Source organism: Micromonospora sp. WMMD729 (genome assembly GCF_049315225.1).
Lineage (GTDB): Bacteria > Actinomycetota > Actinomycetes > Mycobacteriales > Micromonosporaceae > Micromonospora.
This window is the reverse complement of record NZ_CP186059.1, coordinates 4,614,036-4,639,455: the sequence shown is the minus strand read 5'-3', so window position 1 is coordinate 4,639,455 and position 25,420 is coordinate 4,614,036. Positions and strand designations below refer to the sequence as shown.

Annotated in this window: 18 protein-coding genes and 2 pseudogenes; 13 read left to right on the top strand and 7 right to left on the bottom strand. The window is 73.5% G+C overall.

The window, feature by feature from the left end:
* Positions 1-39: 39 nt before the first annotated feature.
* Complete coding sequence (locus tag ACN263_RS21060; RefSeq protein ID WP_422736081.1) at positions 40-774, bottom strand: TetR/AcrR family transcriptional regulator; 735 nt, start codon at positions 772-774, stop codon at positions 40-42.
* 94 nt (positions 775-868) lie between these two features.
* On the opposite strand from ACN263_RS21060, the gene ACN263_RS21055 reads away from it, so the two are divergent.
* From ACN263_RS21055 to ACN263_RS21005, 11 genes and pseudogenes are all read left to right on the top strand, one after another.
* Positions 869-2,065, top strand: coding sequence for an FAD-dependent monooxygenase (locus ACN263_RS21055; RefSeq protein ID WP_422736080.1), 1,197 nt, complete (start codon positions 869-871; stop codon positions 2,063-2,065).
* 421 nt (positions 2,066-2,486) lie between these two features.
* Positions 2,487-2,936: an SAV_6107 family HEPN domain-containing protein gene (locus ACN263_RS21050; protein WP_234589090.1), complete on the top strand. Its 450-nt coding sequence runs from the start codon at positions 2,487-2,489 to the stop codon at positions 2,934-2,936.
* Positions 2,937-3,032: 96 nt separating this feature from the next.
* Positions 3,033-3,758: a hypothetical protein gene (locus ACN263_RS21045; RefSeq protein WP_422736079.1), complete on the top strand. Its 726-nt coding sequence runs from the start codon at positions 3,033-3,035 to the stop codon at positions 3,756-3,758.
* Positions 3,755-4,996, top strand: a pseudogene (locus tag ACN263_RS21040) (DNA polymerase Y family protein); the annotation flags it as partial. The gene ACN263_RS21045 and the pseudogene ACN263_RS21040, both read left to right, overlap by 4 nt.
* 105 nt (positions 4,997-5,101) lie before the next feature.
* Positions 5,102-5,437, top strand: a pseudogene (locus ACN263_RS21035) (DNA polymerase Y family protein); the annotation flags it as partial.
* Positions 5,438-5,740: 303 nt separating this feature from the next.
* Complete coding sequence (locus ACN263_RS21030) at positions 5,741-9,106, top strand: error-prone DNA polymerase (RefSeq protein ID WP_422736078.1); 3,366 nt, start codon at positions 5,741-5,743, stop codon at positions 9,104-9,106.
* A gap of 93 nt (positions 9,107-9,199) precedes the next feature.
* The gene (locus tag ACN263_RS21025; protein ID WP_422736077.1) at positions 9,200-9,379 is read left to right on the top strand and encodes a hypothetical protein; all 180 of its coding nucleotides are present in this window, start codon (positions 9,200-9,202) and stop codon (positions 9,377-9,379) included.
* A complete protein-coding gene (locus ACN263_RS21020; RefSeq protein WP_422740772.1) occupies positions 9,376-10,146 on the top strand; it encodes a methyltransferase domain-containing protein in 771 nt (256 codons plus the stop codon). Before ACN263_RS21025 ends, ACN263_RS21020 begins: the two co-directional genes overlap by 4 nt.
* On the top strand, positions 10,143-11,321 hold the full coding sequence (locus ACN263_RS21015; RefSeq protein ID WP_422736076.1) for an alkaline phosphatase family protein: 1,179 nt from the start codon (positions 10,143-10,145) through the stop codon (positions 11,319-11,321). The genes ACN263_RS21020 and ACN263_RS21015 overlap by 4 nt, the downstream gene beginning before the upstream one ends.
* Before the next feature lie 62 nt (positions 11,322-11,383).
* A complete protein-coding gene (locus tag ACN263_RS21010; protein WP_422736075.1) occupies positions 11,384-12,643 on the top strand; it encodes a DNA polymerase IV in 1,260 nt (419 codons plus the stop codon).
* A gap of 116 nt (positions 12,644-12,759) precedes the next feature.
* On the top strand, positions 12,760-13,158 hold the full coding sequence (locus ACN263_RS21005; RefSeq protein WP_007463044.1) for a DUF3040 domain-containing protein: 399 nt from the start codon (positions 12,760-12,762) through the stop codon (positions 13,156-13,158).
* Positions 13,159-13,586: 428 nt separating this feature from the next.
* Here the strand turns inward: ACN263_RS21005 and ACN263_RS21000 are convergent, their stop codons facing one another.
* The 3 genes from ACN263_RS21000 to ACN263_RS20990 are packed head-to-tail and all read right to left on the bottom strand — an operon-like array spanning position 13,587 to position 18,430.
* Positions 13,587-16,061: a transglutaminase TgpA family protein gene (locus tag ACN263_RS21000; protein WP_422736074.1), complete on the bottom strand. Its 2,475-nt coding sequence runs from the start codon at positions 16,059-16,061 to the stop codon at positions 13,587-13,589.
* A 16-nt stretch (positions 16,062-16,077) separates the two neighbouring features.
* Complete coding sequence (locus ACN263_RS20995) at positions 16,078-17,376, bottom strand: DUF58 domain-containing protein (RefSeq protein ID WP_422736073.1); 1,299 nt, start codon at positions 17,374-17,376, stop codon at positions 16,078-16,080.
* 1 nt (position 17,377) lies between these two features.
* Complete coding sequence (locus ACN263_RS20990; protein WP_422736072.1) at positions 17,378-18,430, bottom strand: AAA family ATPase; 1,053 nt, start codon at positions 18,428-18,430, stop codon at positions 17,378-17,380.
* A gap of 401 nt (positions 18,431-18,831) precedes the next feature.
* Here ACN263_RS20990 and leuS point away from each other — a divergent pair, with 401 nt between their 5' ends.
* Positions 18,832-21,672 (top strand): leucine--tRNA ligase, encoded by a 2,841-nt coding sequence (gene leuS, locus ACN263_RS20985; protein ID WP_422736071.1) that lies wholly within the window; start codon positions 18,832-18,834, stop codon positions 21,670-21,672.
* A 142-nt stretch (positions 21,673-21,814) separates the two neighbouring features.
* Here the strand turns inward: leuS and ACN263_RS20980 are convergent, their stop codons facing one another.
* From ACN263_RS20980 to ACN263_RS20970, 3 genes are read right to left on the bottom strand one after another with little or no spacing between them, the layout of a single operon-like run.
* Complete coding sequence (locus tag ACN263_RS20980; RefSeq protein ID WP_422736070.1) at positions 21,815-22,498, bottom strand: TVP38/TMEM64 family protein; 684 nt, start codon at positions 22,496-22,498, stop codon at positions 21,815-21,817.
* Complete coding sequence (locus ACN263_RS20975; RefSeq protein WP_422736069.1) at positions 22,495-23,214, bottom strand: type 1 glutamine amidotransferase; 720 nt, start codon at positions 23,212-23,214, stop codon at positions 22,495-22,497. The genes ACN263_RS20980 and ACN263_RS20975 overlap by 4 nt, the downstream gene beginning before the upstream one ends.
* Positions 23,204-24,451 carry a MurT ligase domain-containing protein gene (locus tag ACN263_RS20970; RefSeq protein WP_422740771.1) on the bottom strand — a complete coding sequence of 416 codons (1,248 nt, stop codon included), beginning with the start codon at positions 24,449-24,451 and terminating at the stop codon, positions 23,204-23,206. Before ACN263_RS20970 ends, ACN263_RS20975 begins: the two co-directional genes overlap by 11 nt.
* Positions 24,452-24,829: 378 nt before the next feature.
* Between ACN263_RS20970 and mraZ the strand changes: the two genes are divergently transcribed.
* A complete protein-coding gene (mraZ, locus tag ACN263_RS20965) occupies positions 24,830-25,261 on the top strand; it encodes a division/cell wall cluster transcriptional repressor MraZ (RefSeq protein WP_355049459.1) in 432 nt (143 codons plus the stop codon).
* The last annotated feature ends 159 nt before the right edge of the window (positions 25,262-25,420 follow it).

The following is a 25,420-nucleotide window of genomic DNA, read 5'->3' as shown; positions in this document are numbered from 1 at the left end:
CTCCCTCGCGGGTCGCGGCCGGCCGAGCGGTTCGGGCGGTCAGGAGGCGGCCCGGTCGGTGACCAGCATCTGCACGCCGTCGAGGATCCGGGACAGTCCGAAGTCGAGCGCCTGGTCCTGGCCGTCCTGGGCGGCGGAAGAGGCCACGGCCGCGAGCAGTGCCGGGAACCGCCGCTCATGCCCCCGCAGCAGGGCGGACAGCCCTGGTTCCATGGCTCGCTCGGGGGTGTCGGTGTCGATGGCCGCGACCTGCTGGGCGAGGTTGCGGACGTGTCCGACCAGGAGGACCACCACGTCGAGTTTCTCGCCGCCGTGCAGGCGGGTGCCCTCCAGCGCGGCGACGGCACGTTCCATCCAGCCCAGCTCGTTGGGGCCCATCACCCGTACGCCGACGGTGGCGGCCACCGCCCACGGGTGCCGGCGGAATCGGTCGTACATCTGCCGTGCCCAGGCGTCCAGCCGATCGCGCCAGGGGAGGTCGGTCGGTAGCGCGGGTGGTTCCCCGACCCCTGTCTCGATCATGAGGGCGACGAGTTCGGTCTTGCCCGGCACGTACCGGTAGAGCGCCATCTTGGTCACCCCCAGCGATTCGGCGACCCGCTGCATGGTCACCGCCCCGAGCCCGTCGGCATCGGCGATCACGATGCCAGCCCGGGCGATGGCGTCCAGGGTGAGCGTGGGTCGGGGTCCGCGCCGCGGTGTGCTCGGTGGCCTCCAGAGCAGGTCGACGAGGTGTTGGCGCGGGGGCGGGCTGGCGGCGTCCACCGGTTCCATCGAACTTCTTCCGTCGGCTGGGCTGTCCTGGTCGTCGAAACTGTGTCTAGAGTAATCTGTATCCGTAGGACACAGTTTTGATCCGGAGGAACCCATGTCGCATCCCCTTCCGCTGCGCGGTCTGCGCGTCCTCGTGTCCGGCGCGGGCGTCGCCGGGCCAGCGCTTGCCTGGTGGTTGACCCGCTACGGCGCCGAGGTCACCGTGGTGGAGTTGGCCCCCGCGCTGCGCACCAGCGGCTTCGCGGTCGACTTTCGCGGCCCCACCCACCTGCGGGTGCTCTCCGCGATGGGTGTTCTCGACGACCTGCGTGCCGTACAGACCCACGGTGGCGCGATGAGCTGCGTGGACGAGCGCGGCCGGGAGATCTTCCGGCTGCCCGCCGAGTTCGCCGGGGGTGAACTGGAGGTCTATCGCCGGGACCTGTCCGGCATCCTGCATCGGCGCAGCGCCGACCGGGCCGAGTACCTCTTCGGAGACCGGATCGCCGCGCTCACCGAGACCGCCGACGGGGTGCACGTCGAACTCGACCGCGCCGGCGCCCGCGTCGTCGACCTGGTGGTCGGCGCCGACGGGCTGCGCTCGGGCGTACGACGGCTGGCCTTCGGCCCGGATTCGGAGTACGTGCGGCACCTCGGCTACCAGTTGGCCGGCTGGGACATGCCCAATGACCTGGGCGTGGGAGCCGTCGCGCAGCAGTACAACGTCCCGGGACGGATGGCCAGCGTCGCCGCCGACCAGCGTGATCCGGCCCGGGCCGGCGTCTTCGTCGTCTTCACCGCGCCCGACCCGGGAGGTGACTGGTACGACCTCGACCAGCAGAAGAAGATCATCGGGACGGCGTTCGACGGGCTCGGATGGCACGTGCCGCACCTGCTGGCGGGTCTGCGGGACGCACCGGAGCTGTACTTCGACTCGATCAGCAAGGTGCGCGTACCGCACTGGCACACCGGTCGCACCGTGCTGCTCGGCGACGCGGCGTGGGGGGTCACCCTCGGTGGGATGGGGGTCGGCACCGGCGTCGTCGGCGGGTACGTCCTCGCCGGCGAGCTGGCCGCCGCCGGTGGCGACCATCGGGTCGCCCTTCCCGCGTACGAGCGACGGTTGCGTGACTATGCGATGCGCTGGCAGCGCGGCGCCAGTCCCGGTCCCTTCCTCGCACCGGCCACCGCCGGCGGACTCTGGGCGCGCAACCGGCTGCTGCGTAACCGGCAGGTCCAGGCCCTGTTGGTGCGCGGCACCCGATCCCTGGCCACTGACCTCGACCTGCCCCGCTATCCGGCCGTCGCCTGACCCTCCCCACCGTGCTCCGGCGCACGACCGGCGCGTCACACGTTGCATTTTCGTCGGAGGGGAGGTGTACTGTCAGCAGTAGTTAGAACGAGTGTTCGATTGCCTCGTACGCTCGTTCCAACCAGCCGGAGCGCGGTGTTTCGCGGCGCCAGTTCCGGCCGGTGCGGCTCCGCGGGCCGCACCTGGGTTTCCGGGCAGTCGCGAGCCCGGTCCCGTCAGGCAGGAGCGTCGCCCGCCGCCCACGACCCCCGGGCGGCGGGCGACGAACCCGCCGGTACGCCGGCCGGGTGTGGTGTGGGGAAGCATCCACACCCGGCCGGCCACCCCCGGTGCGTCTTCCTCCGCACCACCCGACCTCGGCGTCTCGTCGGCGGCACCATCGCCCCCGGCCGACGCCCCGGCCATGTGGAGGAGACAGTCCATGCCGACCAACCCGGCTCAGGCACCGACGGTGCCGGCGCACGTGCTGCCGCACCGCACCCCTGCCCAACTCCTCACCCTGGCCCGTCGCGGGCTGGTCGAGGCCGGCCAGACCCGACCCGACGGCCTGCGGTACGCGGCTGCCCACCTGGCGGCGCTGCGTGCGGCCGCCGCCCTGCTCGCCGCCCGTGCCCGCCCCGCACCGAGCCGGCGCAACCGGATCACCAGCGTCTGGGTCCTGCTCTGCGCCGTCGCCCCCGAGCTCGACGAGTGGGCCCGCTTCTTCGCCGCCGGAGCCAGCAAGCGAGCCGCCGCCGAGGCCGGCATCCCCCGGGTGGTCAGCGCCCGGGAGGCCGACGATCTGCTCCGCGCCGCCGAGCAGTTCGTCACGGTGGTGGAGACCGCGCTCGGCGTGGCACACCAGCCAGCCCTGGACGGCCTCGCGGCGTGAGACCGCCGTGACGCCGGCCGCCTGGAAGGGAAGCCGGGCGGCCGGCGTCACGGTGCGGCCTGATCTGTTCCACAGCAACGACGGGGGGTTGGTCCAATGGCGGGCCGCATGGTGGTCGGTTCCGCCGCGCTGGCCGATCTGGTACGACCGGCGAGCGCGCCCGATCCGGTCGGCGGTCACCGCGTGCTACCGGTGGCGCCCGAGCTGACCGGCCTGTTGCCCAACCGGGGCCTACGCCGGGGCAGCACGATCGCCGTCGCCGCCGGTCAGCCCCGCCGCAGTGGGGGCACCTCGCTGGTGCTCGCCCTGCTGGCCGAGGCGTCCCGGGCCGGCTCGTGGTGTGCCGTGGTCGGGGTGCCGACGTTCGGCGCGGGCGCGGCGGCCGAGCTGGGCATCTCCCTGGACCGGCTCGCCCTGGTGCCGAATCCGGGCCCCGAATGGGCCACCGTGGTCGCCGCGCTGATCGACGGGGTGGACGTGGTGGTCACCGCCGTACCGGCCGCGGTCTCCGCCTCGGTCGCCACCCGGCTGGCCGCCCGGGCCCGGCAACGCGGCAGCGTGCTCGTCCCGTACGGCCGGTGGGACGGCGCGGACGTGACGCTGCAGGTGGTCCGCGGGGTCTGGGAAGGGCTCGGTCAGGGTCGGGGGCGGCTGCGTCGCCGCGAGGTCACCGTGTCGGCGCGCGGACGGGGAGCAGCCGCCCGCCCCAAGGAGATCAAGGTCTGGCTCCCCGACGCCGAACTCACCCGTGTCATTCCCCGGGCGGTGCGGTCGACCGTGGGCCGACCGTCCCGGCCGCTCGCCCTGGTCGGGTCGGGGTGACCGGCTCGCCGACCCGAACCCTGCTGCTGTGGTGCCCGGACTGGCCGGTGCTCGCCGCCGAGATCGTCGACGGGATACCCGCCACCGGCCCGGTCGCCGTGCTGCACGCCAACCGGGTGGTCGCCTGCTCCGAGCGGGCCCGCGCCGAGGGCGTACGCCGAGGGCTGCGCAAGCGGGAGGCGCAGGGTCGTTGCCCGCAGCTCACCGTCGTGGACTACGACCCCGGCCGGGACGCCCGGGCGTTCGAGCCGGTGGTCGCCGCGCTGGAGGAGCTGGTGGCCGGCGTCGAGGTGGTCCGGCCGGGCGCCTGTGCGGTTGCCGCCCGGGGCCCGAGTCGCTACCTCGGCGGTGAGGAGGCGGCAGCCGAACGGCTCATCGAACACGTCGCCCAGTCGTGTCTGGTGGAGAGCCAGGTGGGCATCGCCGACGGGGTGTTCGCCGCGGGGCTGGCCGCCCGCGCCGGCCGGGTGGTGGCGCCGGGTGGGACGCCGGAGTTCCTGGCCGGGCTGCCGGTCGAGGCGCTCGGCCGGTCCGCGCTGGCCGACCTGCTGCGCCGGCTGGGGGTGCGGACCCTCGGTGACTTCGCCGCGCTGCCGGCCGGCGACGTGCTGGCCCGTTTCGGGTTCGACGGCGCGCTGGCCCACCGGCTGGCCGCCGGCCGGGACCACCGCCCGCTCGCCGTCCGGCAGCCGCCGGCCGACCTGACGGTGACCGCCGGGTACGACGAGCCGATCGACCGGGTCGACGCGGCGGCGTTCGCCGCTCGTGCCCTGGCCGAGCAGTTGCACGACCGGCTCGCCGGGCACGGGCTGGCCTGCACCCGGCTCGGCATCGAGGCGGTCACCGAGCACGGGCAGGAGTTGCACCGGGTGTGGCGGCACGACGGTCTGCTCACCGCCGCCGCCATCGCCGATCGGGTGCGCTGGCAACTCGACGGCTGGCTCTCCGGCAGCAACGGTCGCGCCGGTGCCCGCCCGGCCCGCCCGACGTCCGGCATCATCCGACTGCGACTGATCCCGGACGGTGTGATCGCCCAGGCCGGTCTGCAGGCCGGCCTCTGGGGGGAGACCGGCGAGGAGCGGGAGCGGGCGCACCGGGCATTGAGCCGGGTACAGGGCATCCTCGGCCCGGAAGCGGTGGTCACGGCGGTGCTCGGTGGCGGGCGTTCCCCGGCCGACCAGGTGCGACTCGTGCCGTGGGGTGACGAGCGGCTCCCGGCCCGACCCGGCCCACCGGCCGTCGTCGGCGCGGGCGACAGCGCCGGTGGTGCCGGTGGTGCCGGTGGGGGTGCTGGCGGTGGGGGTGCTGGCGGTGGGGGTGCTGGTCCGGCGACCGGTCGGGGTGGCGGTACCCCGCCATGGCCGGGCCGATTGCCGCCGCCCGCGCCCGCCGTGGTGCTGCCCAGCCCGCTCGCCGCGACCGTGCACGACGCCGCCGGCGAGCCGGTGGTGATCAGCGCGCGGTTGGCGGTGAGCGCCGCCCCCGCCCGGTTGGTGGTCGGCACCGGCCAGCCGGCGGAGATCGTGGGTTGGGCCGGACCGTGGCCGGTGGACGAGCGCTGGTGGGCGCCGGCCGAGGCCCGCCGCCGGGCCCGGTTCCAGGTCAGTCTCGCCGACGGTGCGGCTCTGCTGCTCGCCGTGGAGTCCGGACAGTGGCTGGTGGAGGCCATCTATGACTGAGTCCGGTGGGGACATGTCAGGCGTCGGCGGATCTGGTGTTGGCGGGTGCGGCACCCACCGAGCGGGCCGCGGCATCGGCCGGGAGGCGGATGTCCTGATGAGCGTGATGACTCACAGGCATATTTATGCCTCTGAGTCATCACGCTCATCGCACCTCTCGCCGCCGGCCGGGCGACCGCCGTCGTGTTCGTCGACGCGGCCGTCCACCACCATGCGGCTGGCCGGTCGCGCCACCACCCTCCGGTCGGCCCGCACCCCTCTGCCGACCAGTGCCGGGCGGACCAGCGCGGTCGGAGCGGGTGGATGAGCTTTCACAACCCGAAGATGCCCTGGTCGGAGTTGGAGAGCGTGCTCTCCGGCCGGGCCGGCGGCGGGAGGCCGCGCGCCGAGCGGCACCTGCACGTGGTGGACCCGCTCGCCGTGGACGCCGACGGGGGAGACTCCCCGGCCTGGAGCCGCCACCGTGAGCGGTACCAGCCGCCGGAGCTGGTCCGTCCCGACGGCGTGGTCCCCTACGCGGAGCTGCACGCGCACACCAACTTCAGTTTCCTCGACGGCGCCAGCCATCCGGAGGAGCTGGCCGAGGAGGCGGCCCGGCTGGGGCTCACCGCGCTCGCCGTCACCGACCACGACGGCTTCTACGGGGTGGTCCGGTTCGCCGAGGCGGCCCGCACGCTGGGCCTGCCGACCATTTTCGGCGCGGAGCTGTCCCTCGGGCTGCCCGGACCGCAGAACGGCGAACCGGACCCGCACGGCGCGCACCTGCTGGTGCTGGCGCACGGCCACGAGGGGTACGCCCGGCTGGCCACCACCATCGCCCGCGCCCACCTGCGCGGCGGGGAGAAGGGCCGCCCGGTCTACGGGGAGCTGGAGGAGGTCGCCGCCGAGCTGAAGGATCACGTGCTGGTGCTGACCGGCTGTCGCAAGGGGCACGTGCCGGGTGCGCTGCTCACCGAGGGGGTGGACGCGGCGGCCCGCGAACTGGACCGGCTGACCGCGCTCTTCGGCGCGGAGACGGTGGCGGTGGAGCTGACCGACCACGGCCACCCGGTCGACGCCGACCGCAACGACGCGCTCGCCGACCTGGCGGCGGCGGCCGGGCTGCCGACGGTGGCCAGCAACAACGTGCACTACGCCAGCCCCGGCCGGCGACGGCTGGCCACCACGGTCGCCGCCGTGCGGGCCCGGCGCAGCCTGGACGAGATCGACGGCTGGTTGCCCGCGGCGGCCACCGCCCACCTGCGCAGCGGCGCGGAGATGGCCGCCCGGTTCGCCGCGTACCCGGGCGCGGTGGCCCGGGCCGCCGAGTTCGGCGCCGAGCTGGCCTTCGACCTCCAGCTCGTCGCGCCGCAGCTACCGGCGTACCCGGTGCCGCCGGGGCACACCGAGATGAGCTGGCTGCGCAAGCTGACCGCCGACGGGGCACACGAGCGCTACGGGCCACCGCAGGCGCACCCGGCGGCGTACGCGCAGCTCGACCACGAGCTGAACATGATCGAGGAGCTGGGCTTCCCCGGCTACTTCCTGGTGGTCTACGACATCGTCACGTTCTGCCGCCAGCAGGACATCTACTGCCAGGGCCGGGGATCGGCGGCCAACTCGGCGGTCTGCTACGCGCTGCGGATCACCAACGTGGACGCCGTCCGGCACCGGCTGCTCTTCGAGCGGTTCCTCGCCCCGGAACGGGACGGTCCGCCGGACATCGACGTGGACATCGAGTCCGACCGGCGGGAGGAGGTGATCCAGCACGTCTACACCCGCTACGGCCGGGAGCACGCCGCGCAGGTCGCCAACGTCATCTCGTACCGGCCCCGGTCGGCGGTGCGGGACGTGGCGAAGGCGTTCGGCTTCTCACCCGGCCAGCAGGACGCCTGGAGCAAGCAGATCGACAGGTGGGGCTCGGTCGCCACGGTCGACGTCGAGGGCATCCCGGAGCAGGTGGTGGAGTACGCCAACGAGCTCCAGACGTTCCCCCGGCACCTGGGCATCCACTCCGGTGGCATGGTGATCTGCGACCGGCCGGTGATCGAGGTCTGCCCGGTGGAGTGGGGGCGGATGCCCGGGCGCAGCGTCCTGCAGTGGGACAAGGACGACTGCGCGGCCGTGGGCCTGGTGAAGTTCGACCTGCTCGGCCTGGGCATGCTCTCCGCGCTGCACTACGGCTACGACATGATCGGGTCCCGGCTGGATCTCGGCGACATGACGCTCGACGATCCCGAGGTCTACGACATGCTCTGCCGGGCCGACTCGGTCGGGGTGTTCCAGGTGGAGAGCCGCGCCCAGATGGCCACCCTGCCCCGGCTCAAGCCCCGCGAGTTCTACGACCTGGTCGTCGAGGTGGCGCTGATCCGCCCCGGCCCGATCCAGGGCGGCTCGGTGCACCCGTTCATCCGCCGCAAGAACGGCCAGGAGCCGGTGACGTACGCGCACCCGTTGATGCGCAACGCGCTGGAGAAGACCCTGGGGGTGCCGCTGTTCCAGGAGCAGTTGATGCAGCTCGCCATCGACCTGGCCGGTTTCGACGCGGCCGAGGCCGACCAGCTGCGCCGGGCGATGGGCGCGAAACGGTCGATCGAACGGATGACCCGCATCGCCGACCGGCTCTACGCCGGGATGGCCGAGCGGGGCATCACCGGCGAGCTGGCCGACGACGTCTACCGCAAGCTCACCGCGTTCGCCAGCTACGGCTTCCCGGAGAGCCACGCCATGAGCTTCGCCTACCTGGTGTACGCCAGCTCGTGGCTCAAGCGGTACCACCCGGCCCCGTTCCTCGCGGCGCTGCTCAACGCCCAACCGATGGGCTTCTACTCACCGCAGACCCTGGTCGACGACGCCCGCCGGCACGGGGTGGAGGTCCGCCGTCCGGACATCAACGCCAGCGGGGCCCTGGCGGTGCTGGAATCCACCCCGGACACCCGGTGGGGCAGCGCGCCGGGGGAGCCGCCGCACGCCTGGGGACTGGGCGGGCCGGCCGTCCGGCTGGGGCTGTCCAGCGTCCGTACCCTCGGGTCTGACGTGGCCGAGCGGATCGAGGCCGAGCGGACGGCCGGTGGGGCGTACCGTGACATGCCCGATCTGGCCCGGCGGGTCGGTCTGACCGCCGCGCAGCTGGAGGCGCTGGCCACCGCGGACGCCTTCGCCTGTTTCGGTCTGACCCGGCGGGAGGCGCTGTGGGCCGCCGGCGCGGCGGCCCAGGACCGACCGGGTCGGCTGCCCGGCACGGTGACCGGCGCGGCGGCGCCCATGCTGCCCGGCATGGAGGCGGTGGACCGGCTGGTCGCCGACGTGTGGGCCACCGGCTTGTCGCCGGAGAGCCATCCGGCCCGGTTCATCCGGGGGCAGCTCGACGTGCTGGGCGCGGTGCCGATCGCCCGGCTCGGCCGGGTGGAACCCGGGCAGCGGATCCGGGTCGGCGGCATCGTCACCCACCGGCAGCGCCCGGCGACCGCGGGTGGTGTCACCTTCCTCAACCTGGAGGACGAGACCGGGATGCTGAACGTCACCTGCTCACCGGGGCTGTGGCAGCGCTACCGGCGGGTGGCCCGCACCAGCGCCGCGCTGGTGGTCCGGGGGCGACTGCAACGGCACGAGGGGGTGACCAACCTGGTCGCCGACCGGCTGGACGCCATTGAGCCGCCGGTCAGCCCCGCCTCCCGCGACTTCCGCTGAGCAGTGATCCACATTACGGTTTCCGTCGCGCCGGAGCGGGACACTCGTCCTGAGCGGGCAGAGCGGCCCGTGATCCGTGAGGGGGACTGACAAGTGATGGGTAACCACACGTACACCGGTGGCGGAATCGCCAACGTCCGACGGACCCGGCTGGGCGCCGGCTGGATGCCGTCGCACCTCACCGACCCCCGCGAGTACGAGGTGACGAACGGTCCGGTGGCCAACGAGCGTCGATCCCGGGCTGAGGACGCGGTCGAGAGCACCGAGTCCTGACCACTAGGCTCGACCGGGTGGAGCAGACCCGAGGCCGGTTCGCCGCGCCGCCGCTGACCCCCCGTACCGCCGTGATCTGGTCGGTGCTGCGCGCCGAGCTGGACCGGCGCGGCGACGCCGAGTTGACCGTGCTGGACATCGGCGGCGGCACCGGCGGTTTCGCCGTCCCGCTGGCCCGGGCCGGGCACCGCGTCACCGTGGTCGACGCCAGCCCCGACGCGCTCGCCGCGCTCACCCGCCGGGCCGCCGAAGCCGGGGTCGCCGACCGGGTCGTCGCCGTGCAGGGCGACGGCGACGCGCTCGCCGGGCTGGTCGAGCCCGCCGGGGTCGACCTGGTGCTCTGCCACGCCGTCCTGGAGGTCGTCGACGATCCGACGCCGGTGGTCGCCGCGCTGGCCACCGCGCTGCGCCCCGGCGGCGCGGCCAGCGTGCTGGTCGCCGGCCGGGCCGCCGCCGTGCTGGGCCGCGCCATGAACGGGCACCTGGACGTCGCGACCGCGTTGGCCGCCGATCCGGCCGGCAGCGCCGGGCCGCGCGACACCCTGCGCCGCCGCTACGACGCCCCCGAGGCCGCCGCGCTGCTCACCGCCGCGGGACTCGAGGTCGAGGACATCCACGGGGTACGCGTGCTCGCCGACCTGCTGCCGGCCGCCGTCTCCGACGGACAGCCCGCGGCCCTGGTCGAGCTGGAACTGGCCCTGGCCGCCCAACCGCCCTACCGGGACCTGGCCGCCCAACTGCACCTGTTCGCCCGCCGACCGGCATGACCGGGCCGGTCCCGCGCGTCGACGTCGACCCGCCGCTGGCGGTCCTGGCGCCCGATCGGGCCGGCGGACGGCTCGCCGACGTGCTGCCCAGCGCGCTCGCCGTGCTCGGCGTACCCGGCTCGCCCGACCCGCTCGGGCTGGTGCCCACCCTGGCCGGGGTACGCCGGATCGCCGTCCTGCTCGTCGACGGGCTCGGCTGGTACCAGGTGCCGACCGCCGCGCCGTACGCGCCGACGCTCGCCGGGCTGGCCGCGACGGTGGGTCGGCCGCTCGTCGCCGGTTTCCCGTCCACCACCCCGACGAGCCTGGTGACGTTGGGCACCGGCGTCGCGGCGGGCGCGCACGGGGTGCTCGGTTTCACCGTGCGGGTACCCGGCACCGACCGGGTGCTCACCCACACCGACTGGGCCGCCGACCCGTCGCCGCTGCGCTGGCAGCCGGTGCCCACCCAGCTCCAACGGGCCCGGGCCGCCGGCGTGACGACGACGGTGGTGAGTCGGCCGGAGTTCGGCGGCAGCGGATTGACCCTGGCCGCCAACCGGGGCGGCGACTTCCGGGGCGCCGCCGGGGCGGACGCGGTGGCCGCCGCGATGCTCGCCGCGTTGTCCGCCGGAGACGGGCCGACCCTGGTCTCCGGCTACCACCCCGACCTCGACCGGCACGGGCACCTCAGCGGGGTCGACTCGACGCCGTGGCGCAGCGCCGCCACCGAGGTGGACCTGCTGCTCGCCCGGCTGGTCGACGGGCTGCCGCCGGACGCGGCGCTGCTGGTCACCGCCGACCACGGGCAACTCGACATCCCCCTCGCGCACCGCTTCGACCTGGACACCGATCCACGGCTGCGCGCCGGCGTGCGGGTGGTGGCCGGCGAGGCCCGGGTCCGCTACCTGCACACCGAGCCGGGCGCCGTGGACGACGTGGTGGCCGCCTGGTCGGCGGTGCTCGGCGACGCGGCCCGGGTGCGCACCCGGGAGGAGATGGTGGCCACCGGCTGGTTCGGGCCGGTACCCGAGGAGCACCTCGGCCGGATCGGCGACGTCGTGGTGACCTGCAACGGCACGTACGCCGTCCTGGCCAGCCGCAGCGAGCCGCCGATGGCGTCGAGGCTGGTGGCGTACCACGGGGCGGACACCGCCACCGAGCTGACCGTGCCGCTGCTGGTGGTGCGGGGCTGACCCGGACACGGCCCGGCCGGTCGGCCGGCGGTGGTGTCGTACCGCGGGGATAACCTGCACCGATGGGCCGCAGTCAGTCGTTGCCCCGAGGCGGTGATCCGCGCTTCGGGCCGGACGCCGACGACTCCGCCAGCGGCATCCTGCACGTCGACATGGACGCGTTCTTCGCCGCGGTGGAGGTACGCGCCCGACCCGAGCTGCGCGGCCGCGCGGTCGTGGTGGGCGGCGTGGGCACGCGGGGCGTGGTCAGCTCGGCCAGCTACGAGGCTCGCCGCTACGGCGTGCGCAGCGCCATGCCGACCTCCCGGGCCCGGGCCCTCTGCCCGCACGCCGTCTACCTCCCGCCGAACTTCGCCGCGTACTCCGACGCCTCGCGGGCGGTCATGCAGATCTTCCGGGACGTCACCCCGCTGGTCGAGCCGCTCTCGCTCGACGAGGCGTTCCTCGACGTCACGGGCGCCCGCAAGCTGTTCGGCTCGCCGGCCACCATCGCCCGGCTGATCCGCCGGCGGGTCGCCGACGAGCAGGGGCTGACGTGTTCGGTCGGGGTGGCGCCGAGCAAGTTCGTGGCCAAGCTCGGCTCCACCCGAGCCAAGCCCGACGGTCTGCTGGTCGTACCCGCCGGGCAGGTCCTCGACTTCCTGCACCCGCTTCCGGTGGACGCGCTGTGGGGGGTGGGGGAGCGGGCCGCCGAGACGTTGCGCCGGCTCGGTCTGGCCACCATCGGCGACCTCGCCGAGGCCCCGGTGGGCATGCTGCGCACAGCGGTGGGCGCCGCGTCCGCGGCGCACCTGCACGAACTGGCGTGGGGGCGCGACCCGCGCCGGGTCAGCCCCGAGCAGGTCGACAAGTCGATCGGCGCCGAGATGACCTTCGACGCCGACGTGGCCGACCCGGTGGAGATCCGCCGGGCCCTGCTCGCGCTCAGCACGAAGGTCGGCGTCCGGCTGCGCGGCGCCGGCCACGTCGGGCGCACGGTCACCCTGAAGGTCCGACTGGCCGACTTTCGTACCGTCAACCGCTCCCGCACCCTCGGCGTACCCACCGACACGGCCCGGGAGATGTTCGACACGGTCTGGGCGCTCTACACCGCACTGGACCCGGGTGAGCGGATCCGCCTCGTCGGGGTGCGGGTGGAGGGGCTCAGCCCGGCGCAGGGCGCGCCCCGGCAGCTCACCCTCGGCGCGCCCGAGCGCGGTTGGCGCGAGGCGGAAGCAGCCGCGGACGCCGCCGCTGCCCGATTCGGGCGGTCCGTCATAGGTCCGGCCAGTCTGTTAGGCGACCGTGACGCTCATCGAAAGGAAAATCCACCCCACCCGTAGGTCGTCCCGCTTTCCGACGCGCGACCCCCCTCGTAGACTTGCGGGTAAGCAGCCGGTTGGCTGCCACGGTCTGTCGGCCCGAGTGGGCCCGACCAACGTGACCGGGGAGGAGTGCCGTGCCGCTCTCGGAGCACGAGCAGCGGCTGTTCGAGCAGATCGAGCGGTCGCTTGCCGAGGACCCCAAATTCGCCTCGGCCGTGCGCGCCAGCGATCCGCGCTTCCACGCGCGGCGTCGCCTGCTCGTCGCTGCCGGCGTGATCATCGCTGGCTTGGCCCTACTGGTCTATGGCGCGGTGATCAAGACTCCACCGCTGGCGGTGGCGGGCTTCGTCGTCATGCTGGCGTCGGCCGCGTTCGCGGTGCAGTCGCACCGGCGGGCGCAGTCACCCGACCTGCACGTGGTGGGTGGCACGACGAGTCGTCGTCGTCCCCGCGGTGGCCGTTCCGGTCGCCGACGGTCGATCCTGGACCGGATGGAAGACCGATGGCGGCAGCGCCCGGAGGGGCACCGCTGAGCGCGTCCCGCCGCTGAGGCGGGCCGACCACCGCGACGAGCGGGCCACCGGGTACACCCCCGGTGGCCGCCGTCGCTCCGCCATGCCCAAGCACCGCGCTCGCTCCGCGCCGTGCTCGCCTCGCGCCGTGCCGCGCCGTGCTCGCCTCGCGCCGTGCCGCGCCGTGCTCGCCTCGCGCCGTGCTCGCCTCGCGCCGTGCTCGCCCCGCGCCGGACGCCCCGCGCGGCACCTCAAGATCGCGTCGATCTTGCACTTTCTGTTGGCCAAATGAGTGGCATATCCCTTATGCGGCGACAGAAAGTGCAAGATCGGCGCTGGTGTCGGTGCTGGGGTGCTGGGGTGCTGGGGTGCTGGGGTGCTGGGGTGCTGGGGTGCGCCGGGACGCCGTGGGGGCGTCCCGGCGCGGGGCTGGCGGGGGCCAGCGTTGGTCAGCGGGCGGCGCGATCGGCCAGCACCCGGCGCGGGTTCCAGCGCAGCAGCCGGTAGCGCACCCGGCTGGTCAGCGCCACCAGCCGGCCGGAGGCGTCCGCCAGTGCGATCCGCCAGCGCAGCAGCACCGAGGGCGGCAGCACGGCGGCGAGCACCCGGGTCCGCCGGTCCGCCCGGGACGAGAGCGCGCCACGGACCGTGCGCAGCGCCGACGGCAACGGTTCACCGGTCAGCGGACTCCGCGCGTACCGGGCCCGCTCCTCGGCCCGACCGAGCAGCCGCGCCGCCCCGATCGCCTCGGTGTCGTCGGCGAGAGCGTCCCGGACCAGCCGATCCGCGGTCGCCCGGGGCGTTTCGGTCCGGTCCACCCGCACCTTGTAGTCAACAAGGGTGTCGAGCAGTTCCGCCCAGGCGGCGTGGGCGTCCGCGCGGGCGCGACCCGCGTCCGCCTCGACCACCATCACGCGCGCGCCGTCGTCCGGCGACCCCTCGCCCGGCACGGTGGCGGGCGTCGCGGCACCCGCCCGACCGGCCCGCCGCCGGCGCAGCGCCCGACGGCGCAGCGCCGGCACCGCCAGCAGGGCCAGCAGCGCGAGTACGCCCGCCACCCACCACGGCCACACCGGCGCCTGCCGGGTCGGCTCGGTACCTCCCAGAGAAAGCCCGGAGTCGGTGTCCCGGTCGGCGTTGTCCGGGCCGGCCGGCCCGGCCGACGGGTCCGCTCCGCTCGGGCTGTCGGTGGCGCCGGCCTCCGGGGTGGACGGCTCGGGGGCGTCGGTGTCCGGCGCCCAGGCCGAACGGGTGGAACCGGGAACGCCGTACGCGGGGGTGGCGTCGAACGGCACCCAGCCGACCCCGTCGAAGAAGACCTCGGTCCAGGCGTGCAGGTTGAGGTTGGTCAGCGTGTACGTGTCGCCGTCGCGCCGGCTGCCGTTGGTGAACCCGAACGCCACCCGCGCTGGGATGCCGGCCGACCGGACCAGCCAGGCCATCGCGGCGGCGTACTGCTGGCAGTAGCCGACCTTGTTGGTCAGGAAGTTGACGATGTCCTGGCCGCTGCTGCCGCTCTCGGTGCTGAGCCGGTAGGTGAACCCGTTGTCCGCGGAGAAGTGCTGGTAGATGGCGAGCACCCGGTCGTAGTCGGTCCGCTTGCCCTGGGTCAACCCCCGGACCAGCTCCTCCACCTCGGGCACCGGCCCGGGGGTGGCGGTCTGCTGCCGACGGACCGGGTGGTCGGCCGGCAGTGGCTTCGCGGCCCGCAGGGTCGCGGGGGTGTACGTCGAGCGGACGTAGTCGAACGAGTACTTGCGCCCCCGCGAACTCTCCCGGTTGGAGAACACGATCTGCTGGTTGGGGTCGTAGAGCCAGTTGCCGTTCAGATCGTCGGTGCGCACCGGCTCGGCGTACACCGGCATCAGGGACATGCTGAGGCTCTTGGTCACCTCCACGGTCGCCCGGTACTCGGCCTGCTGCACGCCCGGACCGACCCGCTCGTTCGGGTTGGGCAGGTCGCGGTTGACCGGCCGACCACTCGCCGGGCGGGCCTGGAAGCCGTTCGGGCGCAGCTCGTCGGCGACCGCGTAGCGGAGGTAGAAGGGGCTCGGCTCCGAGGTGGTCACCTTGACCAGGTCCACCACCTCGGACTGGTTGAGCTGGCCGGCGAGCGACGCGAACAGGTCGATCCGGCCGGACGAGCCGCCCACCCCGCGCCCGTTTCCACTGCCGTTGCCGGTGCCCTCGGTGATCCGGTCGAGCAGTCCACCGCTCAGGCCGGGCACCCCCAACGGCAGCACCACGGCCAGCACCACGCCGACCACGGCGAGTCGGCGGCCGGCGGACGCCAGCGGCGACGCCTCCCACACGTCCACGTCCCGACCGTCGCCGGTGAACCGCCGTCCGAACCGGCGCACCCGGTCGATGTTGTCGGTCACCAGCAGCCACAGGAAACCGGCGGCGCCCACCACGAACGGCACCGGGGGGACGCTGTCCACGTAGACGGCGACCGGCACCGAGTAGATGGCGAGCATCGGCAGCCCGGCCAGCGCCGGCCGGCGCAGCCCCACCGCCAGTACGTCCACCAGCACGGCCACCCCGCCGACGCCGAGCACGGTGATGAACAGCAGCGGATCGGTGTCCGGGACCTCGACGCCGTACGAGCGCATGTCCTGCGCCGATCCGGCGAGCAGGTCGGCGAAGTGCCCGATCGTGCTCGGCGTGGGCAGGATGCCCAGCAGCTCGCTGCCGCTGGGGAACAGCCAGGTCAGGGCGAGCAGCAGGGCGGCCAGCATGCCGAGCGCCTGACCCCAGAGCGGCGCGCGGACGAGCCGGGTGAGCGCGGCGACCCCGGCCACCACGGCGACCGCTATCACGCACTGGATCAGCCACGTCCAGGTCTGGAAGATGGCCGACAGCGGCGCGGCGGCGAGCAGTGTCGCGGCGGCCGCCACCAGACCGGTGTTCCGGCTGGCGATCATGAGGGGGACCTTCCGTTCATCGCACGCGGCCAGCGACCGTCTCGGCCGACGCGGCCCGCAGGGCGAAACCCTGGGAACCGCGGCCCGCCTGCGGCCACAGCGCCGGCAGTCGGCTGCCGTGGTCGACGCCGACCGCGCGCCAGCCACTGCGCACCATGGTGAGCACGGCGGCGCCGTGCGCGTGCTCCGCCTCGGCGCGAGCCTTCTCGGGCAGGCTCAGCCAGGTGGAACTGTCCAACAGGAAACCGATGCACGTCGCGCCATTGCCGCGCAGCCCGGCCAGCAGCTCGGCCTCGGCGACGCTCACCGCGCCGAACAGCCCGATGATCAACCCGCCGTCGGCGCGCTGCCGGACCCGCTGCACCAGCCCGGCCACCTCGGCCCGCTGATCCAGCCGTACCTCGGCCAGGTGGTCGAGCAGCACGCCGTCGCCACCGCCCTCGGAGGCGTCCACGTCGACCCCCGAGCCGGTGACCAGGCGCAGCTTGTAACCGGCCTGCCGCAGGTGCACGGCGATGCTCGCGGCGGCCGACACCGCCCACTCGAAACTCGCCGTCGGCCCGTCACCCCGGTGGCCGTACGCCCGGGTGTCCAGCACCACCGTGGCGCGGCTCTCCCAGGGCTGCTCCTCCCGGCGCACCATCAGCTCGCCGGTGCGTGCCGTGGACTTCCAGTGCACCCGGCGCAGGTCGTCGCCCCGGCGGTACTCCCGGGTCGCCGCGTCGTCCTCGCCGTGCACCGCCACCGAACGCGCCCGGCTGTCGCCGCTGCCCGCGTACTCCCCGGGGAGCCGGACCGACGGCAGCGGGGTGACCTGCGGGATGACCGTTAGGTGGTCGGTGCTGGGAAAGGAGCGGGTGAGTTCGCAGAGACCGAACGGGTCGGTCATCCGGACCACCAGCGGACCCACGTCGTAGCGACCGCGCACGTCCGCGCGGACCGTGTACGCCACGGAGCTGGCCTGTTGCGCGCCGAGCCGTTCCAGCACGACGCGGGGCCGACTGCCCAGCGCGTAGGGCAGCCGGTCCTCCAACAGCAGGGTGCCGGTGGGCAGCCGGGAGAGGTTCTGCAGGCGCAGCACCACCCGCGAGTTGGCGCCGACCGGGACCCGGTGCGGATCCAGCGAGCGGTTGCAGGCCAGCTTGTAGCGGCTGCGACCCACGTAGGCGGCGGCCAGCAGCGGCAGGATGGCCAACAGCAGGGCCACCCGGAGCAGGTCCTTCTCGCCCAGGATGACGGCCGAGACCGCCGCGGCGACCGCGGCGGCCAGGAACGAGCGCCCGCGGGTGGTCAGCCCGCGCAGCCCGGCACGCACGTCACGGCCTCCGCGGCTCGTAGGGCGCGCGGCCGTTTCCGGTGGCGGGCCGGGTGTCGTACGGGTTGCGCTGGCGGTCGTGCGGCAGGGGCAGCCGGTGCACCAGCTCCGAGACGATCGCGTCGGTGGTGCGTCGGGCGAGCTGCGCGTCGGCCGTCGGGATGATCCGGTGCGCCAGCACCGGCACCGCCAGGACCTGGAGGTCGTCGGGGAGGACGTAGTCGCGGCCCTCCAGCGCGGCGACCGCCCGGGCCGTGCGCAGCAGTTGCAGCGTCGCCCGGGGGGACGCGCCGAGGCGCAGGTCCGGGGCCTCACGGGTGGCGGTGACCAGGTCGACCGCGTACTGCTTCACCGCGTCCGCGACGTGCACCTGCCGGACGGTGGCGATCAGCTGCCGGACGATGTCGGCGTCGGAGACCGGACGCAGCTCGTGCAGCGGGTCGGTGGCGCCGTGCCCGTCGAGCATCGCCAGCTCCGCGCCGGCGTCCGGGTAACCCATCGCGATCCGGGCGGTGAAACGGTCCCGCTGCGCCTCGGGCAGCGGGTACGTCCCCTCCATCTCGATCGGGTTCTGGGTGGCGATGACCATGAACGGGGTCTGCAGCTGGTAGGTCACGCCGTCGACGGTGACCTGTCGTTCCTCCATGCACTCCAGCAACGCCGACTGGGTCTTCGGCGAGGCCCGGTTGATCTCGTCGCCGACCACCAGGTTGGCGAAGACGGCACCCGGTCGGAACTCGAAGTCGTGGGTCTCCTGGTTGTAGACACTGACGCCGGTGACATCGCTGGGCAGCAGGTCGGGGGTGAACTGGATCCGGCGGACCGTGCAGTCGATGGACCGCGCGAGGGCCTTGGCCAGCTTGGTCTTGCCGACGCCGGGAACGTCTTCGATGAGAAGGTGGCCCTCAGCGAGCAGGACGGCCAGGGCCAGCCGCACGGTGGCGGTCTTACCCTCGATGACCTGCTCGATGTTGGCCACGATGGCCTCGCTGGCGGCGCGGAACTCGTCGTGCGGCAACAGGCCGCCCACCTCGTCCCAGGTCTGTTGTGTCACGGGCCTCCTCCTCGTCGCCGTCACGGCAGCTCTGTAGAGAGCACCTGGACCCGCCGTTGGGTTCGCGACGTCGAGCCTCGTTTGCCGCAGGAATCTCACTGGCCTCTCAGGCTAACCATGTTTGTCGTTATCGCCGACCCCCGCAGGTACTCCGCCGGTTACGCCCCGATATTCGCCAGCTCGGGGGAACGGGTCGGACACGCCCGGTGGTCGGCGGCCCGAACCGGGCGCGCGGTACACTGCGGGGCATGGCCGGAGTCTTCCTGCTTCTTACCGGGCCGTGCTGATGCGCTGAACGCGCGACAGCACGGCGGCCCCTCCTGCGCGAGGGGCTTTTTTGTGCCCGCCGCCGGTCCGGCCCGGCGGTGCCGAGACGAAGCGAAGCGAAGCGAGGAGAGACGATGAGCGAGGCAGCCGCACCGGCGGGCGACATCCCCCCGTTCCGGTACACCGCCGCCATGGCCGGCGAGATCGAGACGCGTTGGCAGGACACCTGGGCCCGCGAGGGCACCTTCCACGCGCCGAACCCGACCGGCCCGCTGGCCGACCCGAGCCACCCCCGGGCCGGCGCGGAGAAGCTGTACGTGCTGGACATGTTCCCGTACCCGTCGGGCGCGGGCCTGCACGTCGGCCACCCGCTGGGGTACATCGGCACCGACTGCTACGCCCGCTACCAGCGGATGACCGGGCACAACGTGCTGCACGCCATGGGGTTCGACGCGTTCGGGCTGCCCGCCGAGCAGTACGCCGTGCAGACCGGCACCCACCCCAGGACCACCACTGTCGCCAACATCGAGCGGTACAAGGCGCAGCTGCGCCGGCTGGGGCTGGCGCACGACGAGCGGCGCTCGGTGGCGACCATCGACACCGACTTCTACCGCTGGACGCAGTGGATCTTCCTGCAGATCTTCAACTCCTGGTACGACCGGGACGCCGCGAAGGCCCGACCGATCGCCGAGCTGATCGCCGAGTTCGAGGGCGGCAACCGGGCGACCCCGGACGGCCGGGCCTGGGCCGAGCTGAGCGTCGCCGAGCGCCGCAAGGTCGTCGACGACCATCGGCTGGCGTACGTCTCGGAGGCGCCGGTGAACTGGTGCCCGGGGCTGGGCACCGTGCTGGCCAACGAGGAGGTCACCGCCGACGGCCGCTCCGACCGGGGCAACTTCCCGGTCTTCAAGCGCAACCTGAAGCAGTGGATGATGCGGATCACCGCCTACGGTGACCGGCTGCTGGACGACCTGGACAGCCTGGACTGGCCCGAGCCGATCAAGCTGATGCAGCGCAACTGGATCGGCCGGTCGCAGGGCGCGCACATCGACTTCGCCACGGCGGGGGAGCCGATCCGGGTGTTCACCACCCGGCCGGACACCATCTTCGGGGCCACCTACATGGTGCTGGCGCCCGAGCACGAGCTGGTCGACGCGCTGACGCCGACCGCCTGGCCGGACGGGACGCGGGACGCCTGGACCGGTGGGCACGCCAGCCCCGCCGAGGCCGTCGAGGCGTACCGCAAGGCCGCCGCCGCCAAGACCGACGTCGAGCGGCAGTCCGACTCGAAGGAGAAGACCGGCGTCTTCATCGGGGCGTACGCCACCAACCCGGTCACCGGCGGTCAGATCCCGATCTTCATCGCGGACTACGTGCTGGCCGGCTACGGCACCGGCGCGATCATGGCGGTACCCGCGCAGGACGAGCGGGACTGGGCGTTCGCCGAGGTCTTCGAGCTGCCCATCGTGCGGACCGTGCAGCCGGCGGAGGGCTTCGACGGCAAGGCGTACACCGGTGACGGCCCGGCCATCAACAGCGCCGCGCCCGAGCGCGGCCTGGACCTGAACGGCCTGGGGGTGGCCGACGCCAAGGCGGCGATCATCGCGTGGCTGGAGGCGAACGGACACGGCACCGGCGCGGTGACCTACCGGCTGCGGGACTGGCTGTTCTCCCGGCAGCGCTACTGGGGTGAGCCGTTCCCGATCGTCTACGACGAGACCGGCGCGGCCATCGCCCTGCCGGAGGAGATGCTGCCGGTCGAGCTGCCGGAGGTGGACGACTTCTCGCCGAAGACGTTCGACCCGGACGACGCCGGCTCCAACCCGGAGACCCCGCTGTCGCGGCGGCGCGACTGGGTCGAGGTGGAGCTGGACCTGGGCGACGGGCCGAAGCGCTACACCCGCGAGACCAACGTGATGCCGCAGTGGGCCGGCTCCTGCTGGTACGAGCTGCGCTACCTGGACCCGACGAACTCCGAGCGGTTCGTCGACGCGGAGAACGAGCGCTACTGGATGGGCCCGCGCGGCGAGGGTGACTGCGGCGGCACCGACCTGTACGTGGGCGGCGCCGAGCACGCCGTGCTGCACCTGCTGTACGCGCGGTTCTGGCACAAGGTGCTGTTCGACCTGGGCCACGTCTCGTCGTTCGAGCCGTTCCGCAAGCTGTTCAACCAGGGCATGATCCAGGCGTACGCGTACACCGACTCGCGCGGCAGCTACGTGCAGGCCGAGGACGTGGTCGAGCGCGACGGCGCGTACTACCTGGAAGACCTGGTGGTCAACCGCGAGTACGGCAAGATGGGCAAGTCGCTGAAGAACGTGGTGACCCCCGACGAGATGTGCGCGGCGTACGGCGCGGACACCTTCCGGGTGTACGAGATGTCGATGGGCCCGCTGGAGGTGTCCCGCCCCTGGGAGACCCGGGCGGTGATCGGCTCGTACCGGTTCCTGCAGCGCGTGTGGCGGGCGGTCGTCGACGAGGAGACGGGTGAGCTGCGGGTCACCGACGACCCGGCGGACGAGAAGACCCGTCGGCTGCTGCACACGGTGATCGACGGGGTCCGTGGCGACATGGACGGCATCCGGTTCAACACCGCGATCGCCAAGCTGATCCAGCTGACCAACGGGCTGACCGGGCTGTCGGCGACGCCCCGCGAGGTGGCCGAGCCGCTGGTGCTGATGGTGGCGCCGTTCGCCCCGCACCTGGCCGAGGAGCTGTGGCGCAAGCTGGGTCACGACACCTCGCTGACGTACGCGGACTTCCCGGTCGCCGATCCGGCGCTGCTGGTGGCCGACACGGTGACCTACCCGGTGCAGGTCAACGGCAAGGTCCGGGGACGCGTCGAGGTGCCCGCCGACGCCGCCGACGAGACCGTCCGCGCGGCGGCCCTGGAGGCGGTGGCCGCGAGCCTGGCCGGCAAGGAGCCCCGCAAGGTCATCGTCGTCAAGGGCCGCATGGTCTCCGTCGTCGTCTGACCCACGCCCCCCTTTGCCCGTCGATCTTGCACTTTCGGTTGTCGTTCCGCCCCCTGCGTCAGGGTTTGTCGGGACAGAAAGTGCAAGATCGGCGGGCCGGGCGCGCGGGCCGGGCGCGCGGGCGCAGCACGGGGTGCGGGGGTTAGACCGGGGTGCGGGGGCGGGGGCGGTTGGCGCGCCACCACTGGTGTACGAGCACCACGCTGGCGATCAGGCCGAGGCTGGCGGGGGCGGCCGCGTACCAGTTGACGTGCCCGGGTGTGCTGACCGCCGCGCCGATCGCCGCGTAGCCGATCGCGGTCGGCGCGGAGGCGATCACGCTGCCGGCCAGGAACGGCACCACCCGCGCGCCGGTCGTGCCGTAGCCGTAGCTGACCAGGCCGAAGCCCGCGATCGGCAGCAGCCGGACGGTGACCACGCCGAACACGCTCTGCCGGGCAAACCAGCCGTCGAGGCGGGCCAACCGACCGCGCACCCGTTCGGCGACGAACTCCCGGCCGAGCAGCCGGCCGACGGTGAACCCGATCGCCGCGGCCACCAACGCGGCGCCCAGGGCGTACGCGGCGCCCTCCACCGGGCCGAAGATCGCGCCCGCGGCGAGCGTCACGAAGGTGCGGGGGACCAGCGCGACCAGCAGCAACGCGCCGCCGAGGATCGCCGCCACCGGGGCGAGGTCGCCCAACTGGTCGGCGAGCACCGGCAGCCGCTCCGGGTTCGGGCGGGGCACCAGGAGTAACAGCAGCCCGCAGCCGCCGATCAGCGCGACGAGCAGGGCGAACCGGGCGGCCGACGGCTGCCGCAGCAGCCGCCGGACAGCGCGGATCATGCCCGGGCGGCGGCCACCGCTGAACGGCGCTCGTTACGGAGCCGGTCGGGCCAGGTGTCGTCCAGCGGCGGGAGCTGGTGTGCCCCGGTGGCCCACCGCAGCAGCAGGTCGGCCAGGGCCGGGTTGCGCGCCAGCGCGGGACCGTGCGAGTAGGTGCCGAGCAGCTTGCCCCGCCAGGCGCCCTCGGTGGCGCCGTCGTTGCCGATGCCGGCGGTGACCCGGGCCAGGGGGGCGACCTCCGGGCCGAGGTGGGTACGACCGCCGTGGTTCTCGAAACCGGTCAGCGGCGGCAGGCCCAGCCGCGGGTCGATCTCACCGGCCAGCTCGCCGACGGCCCGGCTCTCGCCCCGGTCGGAGCGCAGGTCCAGCAGTTCCAGGCCGCGGCACTGCACACCCTTGGCGAAGAAGGACATCCCGAGCAGCTGGTAACCGGCGCAGACACCGAAGACCACCGAGCCCTGGGCGACCGCCCGGTGCAGACCGCCGTCGGCGATCAGCCGCTGCGCGCCCAGCGCCTGCGGGCCGTCCTCGCCGCCGCCCACCAGGTAGATGTCGGCCGTTGAGGGCAGTTGCTGGTCGGAGCGGACCTCCAACACCTCGACCGGCATGCCGCGCTGGCGGGCCCGCCGGGCCAGGATCAGCGCGTTGCCCCGGTCACCGTAGGTGGACAGCAGGTCGGGGTAGATCCAGACGATACGCAGGCTCTCAGTTGACACGGTCCAACTCCGCTCGGATGTCCTGGAACGCGGTGTAGTTCGCGATGACCTCGAGCCGCCCGGGCGGGACCGACCGGACGGCGTCGTCGAACGTGCGGACGTGCTGGAAGGGCACGTCGTTGACGTCCAGCCGTACCGCCAGGTCGTATGCCCGGTCGCCGGTGATCAACACCTGCCGGCCGCGAAGCGGGGCGAAGTCGACGTCGAAGAGCCAGGAGGTGTCCAGCCCGTCGGGGTCGCGCGCGTTGATGGAGAGCAGGGTGGGCGCCTCGTCGGCCATGTCGAACGCCTCCAGCCAGCTGGCCGGGTTCTTGGCCAGCAGCAGCCGGATGTTGCGGCCGTCCCGGTCGACCTGCGCGTACCGGCCGGCGACCGAGGTGACGATGCCGAGCCGGGACACCGCGTCGACGGGGCGTACGCCGAATTCGGCCGCCACGGCCAGCGCGGTCGCCGCGTTGCCCAGGTTGACCTTGCCGGGTAGCTGGAGGGAGACCTTGTGCCAGGCCCCGGTGGGGTCGAGCACGCCCTCGTCCTCGACGACCCACTGCGGCTCCGGGCGGCGCAGCGCGCAGCCGGTGCACCACCACTGGTCACCCGAGCGCGCGATGGTGGAGCCGCACTCCGGGCAGACCCACGAGTCGTCGTGCCAGCGCTGGCCGGCGCTGAACCAGGTCACGTGCGGCGGGTTGATGCCGCGCGCCGGGTCGGCCGGTGGGGTGGCGGCCCAGACCACCATCGGGTCGTCGGCGTTGGCCACCACCCGTACGTCGGTGTGCCGTACCAGGGCCGCGCGCCAGAGCTGCGCCATCATGGCGACCTCCTTGGCGCGGTCGAGCTGGTCGCGGGACAGGTTCAGCAGGGCGACCACGTGCGGCTCGGTCGACTCCAGCACCTGGGCCAGGTAGTGCTCGTCCACCTCCAGCACCGCGTACGGGGTGCTGCCGGCCTTGGCCAGCGCCGAGGTGTGCCCGGTGGGCATGTTGGCGCCGAACGAGTTGGTGGCGACCCGGCCGAGCACGCCGACCGCGGCGGCGGTCAGCCGGGTGGTGGTCGTCTTTCCGTTGGTGCCGGAGACCAGCGCGATGGCGCGGCCGGCCGACAGGTGCGCCAGCAGGTCCGGGTCGATCTTCAACCCGATCCACCCGCCGATCACCGAACCGTCGCCACGGCCGGCGGCCCGGGAGAGCGCCGCGGCGGTCCGTGACACGGAGCTGGCCACCTTGGCCCGTAGGGGCATTTTCGCGTCCGTCACGCGAGCGAGGTTACCGGACCGCCCGCCTCGCCAGATCGCCGCCGACGGTGAACCGTTCGGCCGTGGCATCCGTGCGGGAAGGGCGGTGGCATCCGTGCGGGAGGGTGGTCAGCGCTCGGCCGGACGGAGTCGATCAATGTCGGAAAGCGGACCACGCCGGGCGGGCGCTCGGGCCCTCCACTCCGCTCCACCCCCTGTGACGTGCGGTTTTGCGCGTGGATGGGACGCGCCACGCGGGCGAATCTGGTTGCAGGTGGAGGGAAGTGGAGTAGAGTGGGGCGCGATGGTGAGGCCGGGAGGGCTCACCGGCCCGGGGGGTCAGCGGCGCCGCGAACGCCGCTCAAGGGCGAGGGGGTTGGGCCGATGTTCCTCGGCACCCATACCCCGCGCCTGGACGAGAAGGGCCGGCTGATCCTTCCGGCCAAGTTCCGGGATGAGCTGGCGGGGGGTGTCGTGGTCACCAAAGGGCAGGATCGCTGCCTCTATGTCTTTCCGACACCCGAGTTCCAGCGCATCGCGGAGCAGTTGCGCGCGCAGCCGATGACACACAAGGCGGCCCGGGCCTACAGCCGGGTCTTCTTCGCCAGCGCGCATGACGAGGTGCCGGACAAGCAGGGTCGCGTGACGATCCCCGCGCACCTTCGGGAGTACGCGGCGCTCGACCGGGACCTGGTGGTCATCGGCGCGAGCACACGGGTCGAGATCTGGGACAAGGTCGCCTGGGAGACCTACCTCGCCGAGAGCGAAGACGACTTCGCCGACATCGAGGAGGGGGTGCTGCCCGGCGGTCTGTAGGGCGGAACGGCGCCCGACGTACTGCGAGATCTCCAGCCGCTTTCGAGCTCCTGGCATCACTTCCCCGGTGCCAGGCGCACGATCCAGTAATCCGGCGGAAGTCGGTGTCCGGCGGGAGCGGATGGGGATCTGGCGGTACGACGGGAGCGCCGTCTCCAC